At 38.7% G+C, this 18,296-nt stretch carries 17 protein-coding genes and 1 pseudogene; 9 read left to right on the top strand and 9 right to left on the bottom strand.

Going from position 1 to position 18,296, the window contains the following annotated elements; genetic code table 11:
- Window positions 1-220: 220 nt before the first annotated feature.
- Window positions 221-1,288, bottom strand: a complete 1,068-nt coding sequence (rlmN, locus tag QF028_RS24885; protein WP_429469882.1) for a 23S rRNA (adenine(2503)-C(2))-methyltransferase RlmN — start codon at window positions 1,286-1,288, stop codon at window positions 221-223.
- Between the two features lie 80 nt (window positions 1,289-1,368).
- Window positions 1,369-2,247 carry a TRM11 family SAM-dependent methyltransferase gene (locus QF028_RS24880; RefSeq protein WP_429472525.1) on the bottom strand — a complete coding sequence of 293 codons (879 nt, stop codon included), beginning with the start codon at window positions 2,245-2,247 and terminating at the stop codon, window positions 1,369-1,371.
- A gap of 259 nt (window positions 2,248-2,506) precedes the next feature.
- Between QF028_RS24880 and QF028_RS24875 the strand changes: the two genes are divergently transcribed.
- Window positions 2,507-2,959, top strand: a complete 453-nt coding sequence (locus QF028_RS24875; protein WP_429472523.1) for an NUDIX domain-containing protein — start codon at window positions 2,507-2,509, stop codon at window positions 2,957-2,959.
- Between the two features lie 79 nt (window positions 2,960-3,038).
- Here QF028_RS24875 and QF028_RS24870 read toward each other — a convergent pair whose 3' ends face one another.
- Complete coding sequence (locus QF028_RS24870) at window positions 3,039-3,434, bottom strand: hypothetical protein (protein ID WP_429469880.1); 396 nt, start codon at window positions 3,432-3,434, stop codon at window positions 3,039-3,041.
- 338 nt (window positions 3,435-3,772) lie between these two features.
- Here QF028_RS24870 and QF028_RS24865 point away from each other — a divergent pair, with 338 nt between their 5' ends.
- Window positions 3,773-4,633, top strand: coding sequence for a lysophospholipase (locus tag QF028_RS24865; RefSeq protein WP_429469878.1), 861 nt, complete (start codon window positions 3,773-3,775; stop codon window positions 4,631-4,633).
- Window positions 4,634-4,988: 355 nt separating this feature from the next.
- Window positions 4,989-5,987, top strand: a complete 999-nt coding sequence (bioB, locus tag QF028_RS24860) for a biotin synthase BioB (RefSeq protein WP_429469876.1) — start codon at window positions 4,989-4,991, stop codon at window positions 5,985-5,987.
- Window positions 5,988-6,058: 71 nt separating this feature from the next.
- On the opposite strand, the gene QF028_RS24855 is transcribed toward bioB, so the two are convergent.
- A complete protein-coding gene (locus QF028_RS24855; RefSeq protein ID WP_429469874.1) occupies window positions 6,059-6,892 on the bottom strand; it encodes an RMD1 family protein in 834 nt (277 codons plus the stop codon).
- A 242-nt stretch (window positions 6,893-7,134) separates the two neighbouring features.
- Here QF028_RS24855 and QF028_RS24850 point away from each other — a divergent pair, with 242 nt between their 5' ends.
- The 4 genes from QF028_RS24850 (at window position 7,135) to QF028_RS24835 (ending at window position 11,830) form a co-directional block, all read left to right on the top strand.
- On the top strand, window positions 7,135-8,721 hold the full coding sequence (locus QF028_RS24850) for a spore germination protein (protein ID WP_429469872.1): 1,587 nt from the start codon (window positions 7,135-7,137) through the stop codon (window positions 8,719-8,721).
- Window positions 8,718-9,917 (top strand): Ger(x)C family spore germination protein, encoded by a 1,200-nt coding sequence (locus QF028_RS24845; RefSeq protein ID WP_429469870.1) that lies wholly within the window; start codon window positions 8,718-8,720, stop codon window positions 9,915-9,917. Before QF028_RS24850 ends, QF028_RS24845 begins: the two co-directional genes overlap by 4 nt.
- Entirely contained in the window at window positions 9,914-11,005 is a 1,092-nt protein-coding gene (locus QF028_RS24840) for a GerAB/ArcD/ProY family transporter (protein WP_429469868.1), read from the top strand. The genes QF028_RS24845 and QF028_RS24840 overlap by 4 nt, the downstream gene beginning before the upstream one ends.
- Before the next feature lie 261 nt (window positions 11,006-11,266).
- Window positions 11,267-11,830, top strand: coding sequence for a TIGR00730 family Rossman fold protein (locus QF028_RS24835; RefSeq protein WP_410887858.1), 564 nt, complete (start codon window positions 11,267-11,269; stop codon window positions 11,828-11,830).
- A 77-nt stretch (window positions 11,831-11,907) separates the two neighbouring features.
- On the opposite strand, the gene QF028_RS24830 is transcribed toward QF028_RS24835, so the two are convergent.
- Complete coding sequence (locus QF028_RS24830; RefSeq protein WP_429469866.1) at window positions 11,908-13,071, bottom strand: Gfo/Idh/MocA family protein; 1,164 nt, start codon at window positions 13,069-13,071, stop codon at window positions 11,908-11,910.
- A gap of 271 nt (window positions 13,072-13,342) precedes the next feature.
- Here QF028_RS24830 and QF028_RS24825 point away from each other — a divergent pair, with 271 nt between their 5' ends.
- On the top strand, window positions 13,343-13,522 hold the full coding sequence (locus tag QF028_RS24825; RefSeq protein WP_429469864.1) for a hypothetical protein: 180 nt from the start codon (window positions 13,343-13,345) through the stop codon (window positions 13,520-13,522).
- A pseudogene (locus QF028_RS24820) lies at window positions 13,501-14,066 on the top strand (aldehyde dehydrogenase family protein); the annotation flags it as partial. The gene QF028_RS24825 and the pseudogene QF028_RS24820, both read left to right, overlap by 22 nt.
- 241 nt (window positions 14,067-14,307) lie before the next feature.
- On the opposite strand, the gene QF028_RS24815 reads toward QF028_RS24820, so the two are convergent.
- The 4 genes from QF028_RS24815 to QF028_RS24800 form a co-directional block, all read right to left on the bottom strand.
- Window positions 14,308-14,622 (bottom strand): pyrimidine/purine nucleoside phosphorylase, encoded by a 315-nt coding sequence (locus QF028_RS24815; protein WP_429469862.1) that lies wholly within the window; start codon window positions 14,620-14,622, stop codon window positions 14,308-14,310.
- Window positions 14,623-14,675: 53 nt separating this feature from the next.
- Window positions 14,676-14,927 (bottom strand): DUF2535 family protein, encoded by a 252-nt coding sequence (locus QF028_RS24810; RefSeq protein ID WP_429469860.1) that lies wholly within the window; start codon window positions 14,925-14,927, stop codon window positions 14,676-14,678.
- Window positions 14,928-15,124: 197 nt separating this feature from the next.
- A complete protein-coding gene (gene nspC / locus QF028_RS24805) occupies window positions 15,125-16,252 on the bottom strand; it encodes a carboxynorspermidine decarboxylase (protein ID WP_429472521.1) in 1,128 nt (375 codons plus the stop codon).
- A gap of 1 nt (window position 16,253) precedes the next feature.
- Window positions 16,254-17,492 (bottom strand): saccharopine dehydrogenase family protein, encoded by a 1,239-nt coding sequence (locus QF028_RS24800; protein ID WP_214713660.1) that lies wholly within the window; start codon window positions 17,490-17,492, stop codon window positions 16,254-16,256.
- Window positions 17,493-18,296: the final 804 nt, after the last annotated feature.

Raw genomic sequence — 18,296 nt, 5'->3', positions numbered from 1 at the left:
AGGACTTTTATCGGTAATAAATCACACTTTGACAGGTTTCCCGATAATTCCTTACTAACCAAACGTTTGATTAGATTCTATATAAACCCTTTTATCAACAGGACTTTTTCCCGGGAAATGGAGAAAAGATTGTCGAAATCGGCACAGACATAAAATGCGGATAAAACTAAAAAGGTTATGTTAAACCAAAGACCTTGTTTAACATAACCTTTTAATGAAATTACTGTACTTCAGCTTTTTTGATTTGTTTGCTTCGTAACTGTCCGCACGCCGCATCAATATCTGTTCCGTGTTCTTGGCGGATTTTACAATTAATCCCGCCCTTTTTCAACGTATCATAAAATGCCAGGACTGATTCCTGTTCACTTCTTTGATATTGACTATGTTCATCGACCGGATTATATGGAATTAAGTTTACATAGACTTGCTGTCCCAGAGGGCGAAGAAGTTCGGCCAGTTGCTCGGCTTCTTGCTTATGATCATTTACATCGCGCAACAGAATATATTCAATGGTAATCCGACGGTTTGTCTTTTCTACGTAATACTCCATCGCCTGCATTAATCTTTCAATCGGAATCGCACGGTTTATTTTCATAATACGCGTACGAAGCTCATTATTTGGCGCATGCAAGGAAACAGCAAGATTTACCTGCAGCCCCATATCCGTGAACTCAATAAGCTTGTCCGCGAGACCGCTGGTTGACACGGTGATCCGTCTAGCCGCAATCGCAAGCCCTTTATCATCTTTAATCACCCTGATAAAGTCTATTAGGTTTATAAAATTATCAAATGGTTCACCAATCCCCATCACGACTACGTGACTGACCGTTTCACCTTGTCCTTTGTTGTCCAAATGCAATTGAACGTTCATAATTTGCTCGACAATTTCCCCACTGGTTAAATCACGGCTCTTCGCTAATAAACCACTCGCACAAAAACTGCAGCCAATGTTACAGCCTACTTGTGTTGTCACACAAACAGAAAGGCCATATTTCTGGCGCATTAAAACCGTTTCAATCAAGTTGCCATCCTGAAGTTTAAACAAGAATTTAATCGTTCCATCAGCTGATTCTTGTTTAATATGCTCCTGTAAGGTTTGGATTTCGAAGTTGTCTGCCAGTAATTGAAGACACGCTTGATTTACTTCTGTCATTTCAGAGAAAGCTGTTACACGCTTTCGATAAAGATATTCCCATACTTTTTGTGCTCTCGACTTCTTCTCACCGTGCTCGGTAAGCCAAGTAGCCAATTGATCTATAGTTAATCCGTATATGGACTGTTTATTCATACATTCCCCTCTTTTCGTAACGATAAAACTTAATAAAGATTACGTTATATTATTAATGAATAGGCAAAGATGGAGCCTTATCAATTACATACTATCACTTCTCGTATAAATAACCCTTTTTTAGCAATCGCTCGATCAATAATCGAAAAACCAGCTTTTAAAAGAATTTCATCGACAGGTTCAACGGTAACGACGACCACTTTGTCAGCAAACCTACGTGCACTTTGGAGCATTTCCAGCTGCTCGTCAGGGGTTATCACCGAACACAAATTATAAGGCAAATCAATGATGGCTACATCATAATGATTGGTGATATCGCGAATATCAGCTAAGTGTATTTCTCCGTTAAGACCAAAGTGTATCATATTTTCTCGTGCTCCAGGAAGAATCAACTGATTGCGGTCACTTCCGACAATATCAATTCCCATCGATCTAGCTTCAACTAGGACGGTTCCAATTCCACAACAAGGATCGATGGCCTTAATTCCGTTTGGATTGGGGATGGCGATATTTACCACTGCTCTAGCCACACGTGTGTTGAGCGCTGTGGAATAACCGTTTGGCTTCTTTTGATGCCGAAACCAAACCGACTCACTTTTTACATACTCACCGAAGACCCAACTTCCGTCTATATTCATGACGCCAAACAATCGATCAGGATGACGAAGATCTGCTTGACCATTGATGTGTAAGCCAAGCTCTCGTTCAATGGCACGTCGGTTTTCGAATCCTTCTTGTTCACTGTTTGCCTGACCACTATTTTTTACATAGGTGACTTTAAACGTTGCTCCGCTTAGTTGTAAAGTTTCTACCTGTATAAAAAGATCCTCAAGGCTTTCCACCTCATATAGCACCGTGATTCTTTCTTTAATAAACGGGCTTCGACTTGGATCGATTTTTACGAAACTTTCCAAGACATTAGATTGAGACACCTCACCGAATAATGAGCGCATTTCCAAAGCACACAAAGAGCGTTCATCCTCAGCATAGGCGTAAGTATATATATAGGTCGTACCTTTTTGGAGAGTTATATCCAAATCTTTATCATACTTTAATTTATTTATTTCATCTTCACCTCAAGTTTATCTAAAAAACATAATCTATTATACCAAGAAAAGACGCATTTTTAAAAATTTCCTTTAATTGGGTGTCGAAATGAGTGTCAGGCACCAATTCGCTAGATTATAATGATTATGAGGCAATTTATGGAGGTTAATGATGGGCTATATTGAAGATTTACGAAAAATAGTCGGGAACCGGCCACTTATTTTAGTAGGTGCAATGGTGTGCGTAATTGATGATCAGGGGAAAATTCTTTTACAAAAAAGACCTGAAGGCATGTGGGGACTTCCAGGCGGGCTATTAGAATTAGGGGAGTCTGTCGAGGAGGCCGGAAGAAGAGAAGTGTTTGAAGAAACCGGCGTTGAAATTGGCCAACTTCAGTTAGTAGAGATATTTTCAGGTAAGCAGTATTTTCGAAAGTTGCCAAATGGCGATGAATTCTATCCAGTCACGATTGCCTATGTATCAAAAGATATAAAAAAGAAAACAATCAAAATTGATGGGAAAGAGTCAATTGATGCTGGATTTTTTCCGTTACACGAGTTACCGGAACAAACCAGTCCGTTAGTCAGGAAGATGATTCAACAATATCCTAATATGCTCAAATAGACCTTTCATAAGAAGGTCTATTTGTAGGTATGGTTTAATCATAGTATTCGTCTCCATGGACATCATATAGACAGAATAATTACATTTTCTCATTCGCAGCAAAAGCTGGTAATTTTTTTAGATTTGATATCCACTCGTTGTAGTGGCCTTCACATAGCCCTCTAAGAAAGTGGTAATTTGAACAATTTTTAACTCCACATAATTTTATTACTTTTGGCATATGTGGGTAGCCTAATTTATTGTAAATGTAGTTATGATGTTCACAGTATCCATTTGCAAAATAAGGTTTGGAACAGTCTACAGCCAGACAATGGTCAATTGAGCAAGCTTCTACCCTAATAGTGTCTATTTTTCCGGACCTTCTCATTCTTACATAATGCTTATTACATAACTGTCGTGCTTTTATTTGTTCACCGCATCCCTCTACCGTACATATACCCTTTGTTGAATACCGCTTATTTTCAAGGATTTCCATCTTACTCACCTCCCGTACATGCTGTCGAATTTTTATAGACATTTTTTCCTATCAAATGGCTGCTTATATTTTTGTCGAAATTTCTTTAATTTTTATATTATTGAAATAATAATACAATTTCTTAGGTTTGTATATATACTTTATAATATTCAAAGTATTAAGATTTGTAAGCGATTTTTTAGACAAACATAAGGTGCCGGAGTATATAGCTGTGGTTTCCAAAGTCCAAGTTTTTTTGCGGTTATTTTTGCATTGTTTTATAATAAAAGGAACTTAATAAGCTTTCTAAACTACAAAGACTTGTTTTAATATTGTTTGCAACTGGAGGATTAAATAGCATGACAACAGAAGGGACATTTAATGGTGTCGATGGAACAGAACTATTTTTTCAAGTGATCGAACCATTAACGGCTCCAAAAGCGGCAGTTATTTTAGTTCACGGACATGGCGACCATAGCGGCGGGCTCCAGAATCTAAGTGGAAGCTTGGTTGAAAAAGAATATATTGTTTATGCCTTTGATTTGCGCGGTCATGGAAAGAGCACTGGTAAAAGGGGATTTATCCGGTCTTGGGATGAATTTAGAGGGGATTTACACGAGTTTCGAAAGCTCGTTTCTCTAGATCAGCCCGAATTACCATTGTATATTGTCGGACATAGCATTGGCGGCCTGATTACCCTCGACTATTGCTTAGACCATAGCGCAGGTATCTCAGGCATTATTGCGATTTCTCCTGCCATCTCTTACGAAGTGACACCGATAGAGCAGTTAGGCATTAGCTTAATGGGGAAGCTTAAAGCAGACTATAGTATCAATAAATCTCGAAATTTTCGATTGCTGAGGAAAAATTCAGCCGTGCGTGCTAAATATTATTCCGACCGTTTACGTCACAATATCGTTACACCAGGTTTGGGACATAGCTTAATCCAAGCGACTTCACGCGTCGTAAATAAAGCAACGTCGATTAGTCTTCCGTTTTTATTGCAATACGGACTTGACGATAGAATTACACCACCAGCAAAGCTGAGCCAATTTTTTCAACAAGTTGCTTCAAAGGATAAACAGCTATATGAGTACTCTTTAGTCAAGCATCGCCCCTTTGATGGAGTGGGAAGAGAGAAGTTTTTAGGAGATTTGGTTGGCTGGTTAGACAAACAGATGGATAAAAAACAAAAGGTGCTATATAAAGAGATCATTTAAAGTCCATTTCCCGCTATTTTATGTGGAGGTGGACTTTATTTGAGTTTTTTATTTGGCGGAAGGAAAAAACTCCTGCCGCTTTGATCCAATACATTAATACTGTAATCTCCTTTCAATATCCGTTCGTACCCCCAAGCGCAATGCAGTAGTTATCGGAATAATCTAGAAATAGTCTTTCATTTGGACATAAGAAAAATTTTCCGAATTTTATTAACGGAATAATTTAACAATTATATGATTTAATTGTTAACCTTTTAATTATTTTGGTTTACAATAGAGGGACATAGGTTGGAACTATGGATAGTTAGTATTTATCGGGTAGATACGGTAAATGAAATAAAATGGAGGGATAAAGATGAGTAAATGGATGGAACTTGCAGATCTTGTGTTAGATGGGGAGGAAATAACAAATCAGGAGGCCCTTTCAATTATAGATTGTCCTGATGATGACGTACTTTTACTAATGCATGCTGCTTTTCAAATTAGAAAGCGCTATTATGGGAAAAAAGTAAAGCTTAATATGATCATGAATGCAAAATCTGGACTCTGTCCCGAAAATTGTGGCTATTGCTCGCAATCTTCGATTTCGACAGCACCGATTAATTCTTACAGAATGGTAGATAAGGATACTATAATTGAAGGTGCAAAACGTGCACATGATTTAAATATAGGGACGTATTGTATTGTTGCTAGTGGTAGAGGGCCATCTAATAAAGATGTAGATCACGTGGTGGACGCAGTTAAAGAAATAAAGACAACATATGGATTGAAAGTTTGTGCCTGTCTAGGGCTGTTAAAACCTGAACAAGCAAAACGATTAAAAGAAGCCGGGGTAGATCGTTACAATCATAATATCAATACATCTGCGAGCAATCATGAAAACATCACAACTTCACATACATACGATGATCGAATCACTACGGTGGAAACGGTAAAGGAATACGGAATGTCCCCATGTTCGGGTGTTATTGTAGGGATGAAGGAGACAAAGCAGGATGTAGTCGATATGGCTAACAGCTTAAAAGCTCTTGATGCGGATTCAATTCCCATTAATTTCTTACATGCGATTGATGGTACTCCATTAGAAGGAGTAAAAGAATTGAACCCACTTTATTGTTTAAAGGTTTTGGCGTTATTTCGTTTTATCAATCCAACAAAGGAAATTCGAATATCAGGTGGACGAGAAGTCAACCTCCGTTCACTCCAAGCATTGGGTTTATATGCAGCCAATTCCATCTTTGTCGGTGATTACTTAACCACTGCTGGACAAGATGAAACGGAAGATCACAAAATGTTACTTGATTTAGGATTTGAAGTAGAATCCGTAGAAGAAATGAAAGCTAGCCTTAGCTAGAGGGTTTATTACCAAATCAAAGCAAGAGACACCCTGACAATTAGGTGTCTCTTTTTTAAAACATAAATCCTTTATAACCATCCGCCAATTTCTAATATCGTCAGACCAATCTCAACAACAATTAGAGTTACTATGATCCATTCCACGAATAGTCCCCGGATCGAATGGCTAATTGTCGAAAAACCATCCATGATGTTATATAAAATGTCCGTTTTGCTTTTCAAAATTTTATAGCGATCATTTAACTCAAAAAACTCGACCATCTTGTCGTAAAATTCGCTGGCCGTGCTGCTCGTCCATGTAATATCAGGCTTATCCAAAATCATGATATAAGCAAGCGTATTATACTCGTGACGCACGATTTTCGCGGTTGTCCGTGCCAATTCCTTGTTGCCGATTCGCAGTCTGCCTTTCTCCAGCCTATCGATCATGGTTTCGAGTTTGTCATGGATTTTCCCAAGTTGTTCCTCTGTTTTCTCAAGCGCCACCGATTTTGCAATGACAGTAGAAATCAATTCAGGGTAAAAATCCTCAAATTCTGGTACAACCACATATTCATCGGTTAATTCAAGGTTCTCCGTTTCAGTAATATGAAGGCAGTAGTCGTCTGTATATCTGTCGGCCTGTTCGATTTCAAAGTCTGGTTCAAAGGAATGGATGTAGTGAAGTAGGACTGTTATCTCATCCACGTGTGAGTGATTAATGAAGACAATGCTGCCAAAAGAAAAGACTAATACCATTTGCGAATCATCTACATTTTGGTGGAGGATCGATTCTAGAATATCGCCTCTTAGGATTAGTGGCTGTTCCCAGGTGAATTTTTTGGGAATACCGCAATGGATGGCGATTTTGTTCAAATCAATTTCATGGGTAATGGCAAATGCTTTAAAGGTAATCTCTTTCACTTTTATCACCTTTCCAGTGATTTGTCCTTTTCTTGATTTTATTCTTGTCCTATAAAAAACATGCTTGAACAGTTCTAGAGTTATAAAAAACGGATTTAAAAAGTGAACAACTTAATTAGCAGTTTCAAATTTAGTGAAAATTTTCTAGATATAATGAAATAATATTCCATCTTAGGTTCGGCCAAAGCGCATATTAACCCCTATAATTGGAAAAATATACATAGTTAAATAAAGGGGGCCTGATGATGGTTCGGTTCCGCAAACGAATTAAGTTAAACGAATTGAAAAAGATGACCTCACTGCCTTCTGAAGATGAAAAAATCGAACCGTTCAGTTCGGATCTTTCAAAAAACGAGCAAATTTTAAAAGAAATGTTTCAAAAATGCTCTGATTTTGTTATTCGCCCTATTCATATAACTGGAAAACCTAAAATACTTCTAATTTATTTAGATGGGTTAACTGACACAATAACACTGGAAAATATTCTGTTAAAGCCTATATTGTCTGATGGTTTTCCCAACGAATTAGGTGAAATGCGTACAATTGTACAAATAATGGAGGAGCAACTTTTTTCTGCCACTCCAGTTAAAACTGTTTCACATATTAACGACCTGGTCAACGGAATCTTGAAGGCGAATGTCGGAATGTTAATAGATGGAGAGTCAGAGGCTTTACTTGCCAGTTTAACAGGATTTGAAAAGCGCAATGTTGAAGAACCAACGACAGAAATTGCTATTAGAGGTCCGAGAGAAGGGTTTACCGAATCAATACGGACAAATACCACCCTTCTACGCAGGAGAATCCGCAGCACAAGACTGAAATTCGAGCCCCTCTCGATTGGCGAGCTTTCTCAAACTGATGTTGTAATTGCTTATATTGAGGGAATTGCTCGTGAATCCCTCTTGGAAGAGGTCCGCAAAAGGCTATACCGCATTAAAATTGACGCAATACTAGAATCAGAATATATCGAGGAATTTATTGAGGACATGCCTTATTCCCCGTTCCCGCAAATCCAAAATACCGAAAGGCCCGACATTGTCATTGCCAACCTGCTGGAAGGAAAGGTGGCGATAATCGTCGATAACACTCCCTTTGCCCTCCTTGTGCCAATGACATTTTGGGATGGAATGCAGGCGGTTGAAGATTACTATGAACGGCCTATCTATACCAGCTTCATTCGACTTGTTCGTTATGTTTTGTTTAATATAGCTCTCTTTTTACCATCTATCTATGTCGCCCTTACAACCTATCATCCAAAACTTATTCCGACTAAACTTCTTATTAGTATTGCGGCTGCCCGGGAAGGTGTCCCGTTTCCAACAATCATCGAAGCGTTGCTCATGGAATTTGTGTTTGAAGGTCTAAGGGAGGCAGGAATCCGACTGCCGAAAGCGGTCGGTTCAGCCGTCAGTATCGTCGGAGCACTTGTCGTCGGCCAGGCTGCTGTACAAGCTGGCATCGTTTCTGCTCCGACGGTCATTGTGGTGGCCACAACTGGAATTGCATCGTTTTCGATTCCACGTTACAATCTTGGAACTGCACTCCGGCTCATAAGATTCACCATGCTAATATTAGCTGGGATGTTTGGTTTTTACGGTATTACCCTAGGTTTTATTACACTGACGATCCATCTTGTCAATCTGCGTTCTTTTGGTGTTCCGTATTTTACTCCGGTGGCCCCGCAGATTCCCTCTGATTTAAAGGATGTAATAGTCAGGTCACCCAGATGGGCTTTACAGACTGGTCCAATTTTTACATTTGGCAGGGATAAACAGCGGGTCCCCCCCGGCCAGAAGCCAGATCCCCAAAAAGGAGGAAGAGACGATTGAAGAAGATCATTCTTCGTTTAGGATTATGTTTTTCCTTCCTTTTTATCTCTGGTTGCTGGGATCGCAAGGAATTAAATGAACAGGCCATTTGGCTTGCTTCAGGTTGGGATGTTGCCGAAAATGATGATGTAGAAGTCAGCGGACAAATTGTCATTCCCTCCAACATTCAAACCCAAGGCGGTGGAGGAGGAACAATGCAAAAGGGCTTTTTTACAATATCCGCGAGAGGAAAAAATCTAAGCGACGCCTTGCAAAACATACAGACAAAACTTCCAAGAGAGGCGTTTTCTGGACAGAGGCGCGTTATTATATTCGGAGAACAATTTGCCAGAAGAGGACTGAAAAGAGACCTGGATAACACACAACGGCGAGCCGATGTTAGTTTGCGGACGGATGTCTTTGTGATCAAAGGGTCGACGGCGAAGAAAGCCCTTTCTGTAGCCAATCCATTAGAAAATCCACCGGCTATTGCCACATTAAGTGAACATGAACTAAGTGGAGGCAGAGGGAACACGGCTTATTTAAGTCTCCTCATGGCCGCTACCAGTGACGGTTTACGCCCTTCTATTCCTGTTCTTGAATTTAGCAGTTCTCAAGAAGGAGTAAAAAAAGGGAAAGCAGATTCAGCTAATCCCCCGCTACTTCGGGTGGCTGGTGTTGCTATATTTGATAAAAACCTTAAAATGCAAGGAATTTTGAATATGGAAGAAAACAGACATATGCTTTGGGTGATGGGGATCCTAAAAAATTTTACAATTGGTTTTAAAAAAAAGGATATCAATGCCAGCCTCACCTTAAACAAACTCAGCAGTAAAATCGAACCACATATAAGTAAAAATCAGCAGATTACATTCACTGTCACCTTAAAAGGTGAAGGATCCCTGAAGGAAAATAATTCAGGTTTGGACGTTCAGTACCCAAATAATCTTAAACGGCTAGAAAAGAAATTTGAAAAAATTTCTCAAAAACAAGTTCAACAAACGGTTACAAAAGTCCAAAAGAAATACGGCCTTGATATCTTTGGATTGGGTGAAGTGATCCACCGAAAGAAACCAAACCAGTGGAAATCCCTGAAGTATGATTGGGACAAGAAAATTTCAGAAGCGGGCATTATAGTCAAGACAGATATAAAGATCAAGGAGCTCGGAATGGATGGACCCTCATTATTGTTCAAAGAAAGTGAGATAAAAAAATGAAACTTTCAGGGCTACAAATTTTTTGGTTGATGTTCACTTTCGAAACGGGAAATATGATCCTGCTTACTCTATCCCCAACCTTTCAAGAGGCGAAACAGGATACTTGGATTTCCTATGGCCTTGCCGGCATTTTGGGGATGCTGATTGTTTATGTTTCATCAAAGGCAGCCCTGCTGTATCCCGGCAAAACACTTATTGAATACAGTAAACTTATTTTTGGGAAGTGGCTCGGAATGTTCATTGTGATTGTCTATCTTATTCAATGGTATTCCGTAATTGGCGATATTTTAAGAGAATTTGCGGAATTCACGATTACCATCCTTCTTCCCACCACACCATTGTGGGTATTGGTTTTAACAATGTTGTTGTTACTGATTTATATAACTTACAGCGGTGGAATTGAAGGAATTGGACGATGCAGCGAAGTGTTTGGTCCCATCATCTTCTTATCTGTGTTTATTTTGTTGATTTTATCCGTGTCAATTTTCAATTACAAGAATTTTCTCCCTGTTTTTTCAGATACCGGCTTAGTGCCGATCCTTAAAGGGACTCTCCCTCCTCTTTCCTTTTTGGGGGAGTCTGTCATGATGTTGATGCTGCTCTCATTTATGGATCACCCCAACAAGGGTCCAAAAAGAGCGGTTTTGGGAATTGCCGCAGCCTCCTGTTTAGTTAGTACCGTCGCTATTTGGGTTTTGCTGATTTTGGGCCCCGAAATCGCATCGAAGCTGCGACACCCTGCTTTTGATGCAGTGAGCTATGTTACCGTCATGAATTTTATTCAAAACTTAGAAATCCTTGCGGTTCTAGTCTGGATTCTTAGTATCTTTATCAAGTTATCGCTTTACTTCTTTTTAGCCAATTATGGCACAGCACAATTGTTCCATATAAAAAACTGGCGGAAATTGATCTGGGTTACTTCGGCATTCTTTTTCGTTTTAGCCGTTATTTTTCCAAACCCTACGTATACCTTCATCTATGATAAAACCTATTGGCTCTATTTTGCCCTGCCTGTCAATATGGTGGGAATCCCACTTTTACTATGGTTTGTTGGAAGCTTACGCAAAAAAATTCAGGTAAATCATTAACACACAAGGGAAAGTCATTGCTGGTTTTTTGCTTATGAATCTTACAAGGAGATACACAGGGGGATAATAAATAGATGTCTCTTACAATTTAGAAACTGTCAATTATTTAGAGGAATCTAGTAAGGGAAGTTTGGCTCTCCTGTTATAAGTCCTTCGTTTCACAGATATAAAGTCAGTAATCGTCGGTATATCTGTATTCTAGTTCCAATGGGAATCATATATATTTTATAATAGATAGAAAAAATGGGGAGGCAACAGCATATGAAACGATTAGCAGTCTTTTGCGGTTCGAGTTTTGGTGCTTCTGAGGCTTATAGAGAAGGAGCCATTCTATTAGGAAAAGAGTTAGCAAAACGAAATATTACCTTAGTATACGGCGGTTCGAGTAACGGCTTGATGGGTGCAGTTGCAGATACTGTATTAAAAGAAGGCGGTCATGCGATTGGTGTGATCCCTAAAGTATTGGAGGAACGTGAAATATCTCATAAAGGCTTAACGGAGTTAATTACCGTTGAAACCATGCACGAGAGAAAGGCAAAAATGGCTGATTTGTCTGATGGATATGTGGTCTTGCCTGGTGGAACCGGTACACTTGAAGAGTTTTTTGAAATGTTCACGTGGGGTCAGATTGGTTTGCACCAAAAGCCTTGTGGTCTTCTAAATATTAATCATTATTATGACCCATTGATCAGCTTGTTTGACCATATGATCGAACAAAGATTCCTCCAAGAGAAATTCCGTTCGATGGCAATTATCGCAGAACAACCAGATGTATTATTAGATAAATTTTTAGACTATATACCTCCGACGATAAAAACCTACTGAGAAAAGGCGAACAGTGACAGGTACTGTTCGCCTTGTATTGGTTTAGAAATCGTTAAAATCTCTCATTGTTGTAGTACTTAATGCGTCCCAGAAACATCTAAGGTAGTGTTGGAGACGGACTTTTTCTTAAATGTGGAAGTGTTGATTTTTTCTTGTAATTTTTCATAATAGAGGTCCGGGTCGATAGGTAATTCTACTATTTCGTTTAGCCAAGAAGATAGGTAAATGGCATTTGAAATTTCCAACGCCTTTATGCCTTCTGTACCCGGTGCCAATAATGATGACCCTGTAACAATCGAATCAATCCAATTTTGAACAATCATGGAGTGATTTGCATTTTCAGACTTTACAGGAATTACGACTTTCTGCCATTCAGGCTTACCGAAACCGCCTGTATACGAAGCATTAAATTCACGTTCAGATTGTGTTAATCGGTAAAAAGTAAGTTCTTCATTTTCAACAATGATTTTCCCTCGATCCCCAACAACCTCAAAGCGATCCGATCCCGGAGCTTCTCCTGTTGAAGCGATAAACACACCTGTCGCTCCATTTTCATATTCCAAAAATGCGGTTACATCATCTTCCACTTCAATATCATGATACTTTCCTATACTGCACATGGCACGAATGCTCTTTGGCAGAAATCCTGTTGTCCACTGGCAAATATCTAAATGGTGTAGTGCCTGGTTTAATAGAACACCGCCTCCTTCACCCTGCCATGTGGCTCTCCATTTACTTGAATCGTAATAGCTTTGTGAACGGTAAATATCCGTAACAATCCAGTTGATCCGTTTTATTGCGCCAAGTTCACCTGATTGAATAAGGTCTCGTAATTTTTGAAAAAGCGGGTTGGCCCTTTGGTTATACATGATGCCAAATACTTTTCCACTAGACTTCGCTGCCTCATTCATTTCCAGTACATCTTTTGTATAGACGCCTGCCGGTTTTTCAATGAGGACATGTATTCCTTTCGCAAAGGCCTTTTTGGCGAGTTCCGGATGACTGTAATGTGGTGTGGCAATAAGGACGGCATCAATTCCCGACTCATTAAAAAAGGTCTCTACGTCCCGGAAAATTTGCACATTACCTTGCGTATTATTTTTCACCCATTCGGTTCGACTTGCATTACTACTGCAAATCGCCGTTAAAGTTGCTCCTTTGATTTGTCCTTGATCCAGCATATGAACATGTGAACTACCCATATTTCCTATTCCAATCACGCCAACTTTAACTAAGCCCATCTCTATCCCTCATCTACTATTAGATTCTTTTTTTAATATGAAAATCCGAGGATTTATTTGAAAATGTTCTTTATATAGTATTGATGATAAAATAATTAACCGCATCGTGGTACAGTTGTATCGTTATTATAACTTTAGTATAATGAATGGTAGAAACAGATGTCAATGAATATCTTTATCCATTTATTTGCTGTATTATCAAAAAGCCATTGAATCGAAAAAGTAATCTTTCGATCAGGAAATAGAGGAAAAACTATACAAAGACGGATCGATGAAAATATATGAGGAAACGGAAACAACCGCAGAGGAATTAGTTGAACAAGGGGTGACACAAACATTGTCGTTTGGGCCTGCTTTAGTACAAAACTCTACGGAGATTACTGATATCGGACATGTAAGCATTGATACCAATTTTGGAAACCGCTCAATGATGAATTTAAAGAAAAACTGATCCAAGAAACCAAAAAATAACAGTGGGTAATGGCTTACAAGATGGTATTTGGATGGGGCCATGTGCAAGTAAAGCCCAGTTTAACACTGTACAAAAATACATTGGAATTGGCAGAGAAGAAGGGGCAACCCTAATCTTGGGCGGTGAAGTTTTACAAGGAGAAGAATATAAGAACGGATTTTTTATTACTCCAGCTATCTTTGAAAATGTAACACCACAAATGGCTATTGCCCAGGAGGAAATCTTTGGCCCAGTCATCGCGTTAATCAAAGCTGATTCATTAGAAGAAGCGATTGAATTTGCAAATGATACAAAATATGGCCTAAGTGCCTCTATCTTTACATCCAACATCAATTCATTATTGAGCTTCGTCGATGATATTGAAGCAGGTCTCGTAAGAATCAATACAGAAAGTGCTGGTGTAGAACTCCAAGCTCCATTCGGTGGAATGAAAGCATCAAGTACAGGTTCCCGCGAACAGGGAGAAGCAGCCAAAGAATTCTTTACCGCCATTAAGACGGTGTTTGTAAAAGGGAATGCTTAAGGGATCTGTGTGCTCAGGAATGTGAAGCTCGGTTCGCTTTTTAGAAGGGTTCACGACTAGGTTTGTATGTTAAAGAAAATCAGTATACCTGACATGTTATGTTATAAAATTAGATGATCATAATGAACAATAAGAAACCTCGATCTAATCGAGGTTTTTTAGATTTATATACCATAATGAGTTCGTTTAATAATCGAAGAACGTATTTTTCCTTTGCTGCGAATAATAGAATGTTTGATTGCTATTCAGGTAGATAGGAGCAGCAATAATCAACAATAGAATGAACCTTTAATAAAAAGCTTTCATTTGCAGGCACATAAAATACACCTTGATTTTGAATTAGCTCCCAATCCTGACCCTTTAATTTATATTCCAGTTTTCCCGCTTGAATTTCCATCTCTTCTTTTTGAGATGTAGAGAATTCATATTCGCCTGGAAGCATAACACCTAAAGTTATTTGGGTTCCGTCCTGAAATTGGATCGTCCTGCTTGTAACCTTTCCGTCAAAATATATATTTGCCTTTTTGGTGATTGTTGCATTTGTAAAGTGTGACATTGAATTCATCCTCTCGTTTTACTGCTATCATTTAAACAAAGTTTCTAAAAAAATTAAGCGTTATTTCTAAACTCCATCATACGAAATAAATCTTGGTAATCAGGCCAACTCAATTTTCGTTTCAAATATTCACGAAAGGAATAGCAGCTTTTTTCGTGAGGTTTATTATAAAGATAAGAAATAAACATTTGTAAACGAACTTGTATCATAAAATAATAGCGATTATTTGTTTCTAACACAGGAATTTCAATGACTTTTATCTTCTGTCCAAAAACATTTTTGAACTCTAGGCTCTTACATAACAAAATATCATCTTCTTTTTACGAGTTTCTTTCGATTATAACCTATTATCCACTTAATATCTAAATATTAAGTGTTCAAAAATAATTCAGACTCTTTAATAAAAACCAGACTCATCTTTCAGAATCTGGTTTTTTCAATAGATATTCAGGAAGGAGAAGCTACAACTTCGTAATTGCTTCTCTTCATAGATAGTAGTCTTTTAAGCTAGTCGCATCTTAAAATCTTGATAGCCAAATTCACGCACGACACGACAATCTCCATCTTTATCTTGAATAGCGATGGCTGGTAATGGCATGCCGTTAAAAGTGGTGTTTTTGACCATCGTATAAATCGCCATATCACCGAAAACTAAGCGGTCGCCGCTCTTTAATGGCTGATCAAAAGAATAATCTCCGATGACATCGCCTGTCAGGCAGGTTTGCCCGCCAAGTCGATACGTAAATGGCTTTTCTCCAGCTTCCCCTGATCCAAAAAGAGGGGGACGATAAGGCATTTCCAATACATCAGGCATATGGCAGGTGGCAGACGTGTCAAGAATCGCAATCTCCAATCCGTTTTGATGGAGATCAAGAACAGACGTTATCAAGTAACCTGCATTTAAAGCAATCGCTTCTCCCGGCTCAAGATAGACTTCTAAACCATAGTTATCTTGCATTCTCTTAATACAAGCTTCTAGGCGCGGGATATCATAATCTTCTCTTGTAATATGATGACCGCCGCCAAAGTTGATCCATTCCATTTGCGGGAGCCATTCACCAAACTTTTCTTCCACTGCATGAAGAGTGGTTTCTAAGTCATCAGAGTTTTGCTGACAAAGAGTGTGAAAATGCAGCCCTGAAACGCCATCAAGCAAATCGGGACGAAAATGCTTTTTTGTAACACCAAACCTAGAACCTGGTGAACATGGGTCATAGATGGCATGTCCAATTTGTGTAGAGCATTCAGGATTGATGCGCAATCCTACTTTACAACCAGCTTGAAGGGCTTTATCTTTAAATTTTTCCAACTGTGAGAAGGAATTAAAGATAATATGGTCGGAAATGGAGACAATTTCATCGATTTCATCTTCACGATAGGCAGGGGCAAAGACATGATTCTCTTTGCCCATTTCTTCGTAACCTAGACGAGCCTCGTACAAGCCGCTTGCTGTTGTACCGCTTAAATACTTTCCAATGAGAGGATACATGGTTGTCATAGAAAATGCTTTTTGCGCCAAAACAATCTTTGCTCCTGTCCGTTCCATGACTCCGTTCAGGATTTTTAGATTTTTTTCGACAAGACTTTCATCGACTACATAACAGGGTGTTGGTAATTCCTCAAACCGCATCTTATCGAACAAGCTCCGGCTCTTTTACCTTAATAGGCTCAGAATCTACTAGTTCTGGATATAAGTCTTCTTGCCATGGAAGTCCCCACTTGTTCAATGCATCCATAAATGGATCTGGATCAAATTCTTCAATATTGAATACGCCTGGTTTATTCCATTTACCAGTCATCAGCATCATCGCACCGATCATTGCAGGAACACCTGTTGTATAAGAAATTGCTTGAGAACCGACTTCTTTATAGCATTCTTGGTGGTCACAAACATTGTAAACGTAATAAGATTTCTCTTTTCCGTCCTTTTTACCTCTAAAGATACAGCCGATGTTTGTTTTTCCAACTGTACGAGGTCCAAGTGAAGCTGGATCTGGTAGCATAGCCTTCAAGAATTGAAGTGGAATGATTTGTTTTCCTTCGTATTCAATGGGCTCAATGGAAGTCATGCCTACATTCTCAAGACATTTTAGGTGAGTAATGTAGCTTTGGCCAAATGTCATGAAGAAACGGATCCGCTTAATGCCTGGGATGTTTACAGCAAGAGATTCAAGTTCTTCATGATAAAGCAAGTACATATCTTTCTCGCCAACTTCAGGGAAGTTATAGACGCGTTTGATTTCCATTGGCTCAGTTTCGATCCACTCACCGTTTTCCCAATATCTTCCGTTAGCAGAAACCTCGCGGATATTGATTTCAGGATTGAAATTAGTCGCGAAAGGATAGCCATGATCCCCGCCATTACAGTCAAGGATGTCGATGTACTCGATTTCATCAAAGTGATGTTTAAGCGCATGGGCAGAGAATACGCCTGTTACACCAGGGTCAAAGCCGCTTCCTAAAAGAGCCGTAATACCAGCCTTTTCAAAACGTTCGCGATAGTCCCATTGCCATTTGTATTCAAATTTCGCCGTATCTTCTGGCTCATAGTTTGCTGTATCCATATAGTTTGTTTTTGTAGCCAGACAAGCATCCATGATCGTTAAATCCTGATACGGTAATGCTAAGTTCATCACGATATCTGGTTTTACTTCTTCAATTAAAGCAATCAACTCATCAACATTGTTTGCATCAACCTGTGCAGTTGTAATTTTCGTTTTGCCGCCATCTAGTTTGGCTTTTAAGTCATCACATTTTGATTTTGTCCGACTTGCGATACAAATCTCTTCAAATACCTCACTGTTTTGAACACATTTATGGATGGCTACTGATGCCACTCCACCACAACCAATAATAAGCGCTTTTCCCATTTTCCTATCTCCTAACTTAATAGACTTTTGACCGTGCAAAGAGGAGTTCTATAACAATATTTCAATGGTTTGAACGATAATAATTATTGTCATAACCCCTAAAAAAACTGTCGAAACGCAACAAAAAAAGCAAGTGCAAAGCGCATAATCGCGCACAACACTTGCTTTCGATATAATCATCAATATTAAAAAAGCATAAGTATACCGTAATGAAAATCATATGTATACTTTTACCATAAAGGTCCGAGGACATTTGTAAGGAAGCTCTATAATATTCAAAATATATCATAATAGGATCAGAGTCTATATAGCAAATAATCACTTTTACTACTCTTATTGACCGTTTCACAAGTTGTATGCATATGCACTGGTTGTAAAGTAACCAACTTATAAAATTTGAGCTTTTAACTCAATCAATAAGGCAACTAAAGTTGCCATTCGGCATTTGACCCGGCTGTCCGTATGGCCTTAACTTCTTTGAGGAAGTGGTCAAAAGTTATCTGCTTGGAAAGATCCAGACATATTGAATAATCGCTTTCCAAATTACGCACTTTTTATATTAGCAGTATATAAAAATAATGGCAATAGGAAAAAAGAAAAAAATATGACAAATTTCGACTATCTCTTGAAAACCATTGAAAATGCCGATCGCATTTTAGTGATAAACAAAGGTGAAATCATTGAGTTGGATGGTTTATAAAAATTTATTAAAGAAATAAGATAAAGTCCCGAATAAACCCACCGTTGGATCCGAGAAAAGATTGGTTAAAAGGATATACAAAAAATAATATGTAGATACTGTAA

The sequence above is a fragment of the Neobacillus sp. B4I6 genome (assembly GCF_050434045.1).
Classification (GTDB): Bacteria; Bacillota; Bacilli; order Bacillales; family Cytobacillaceae; genus Neobacillus.
The sequence above is the reverse complement of the archived record's forward strand: the minus strand, read 5'-3'. Positions and strand labels throughout refer to the sequence as shown.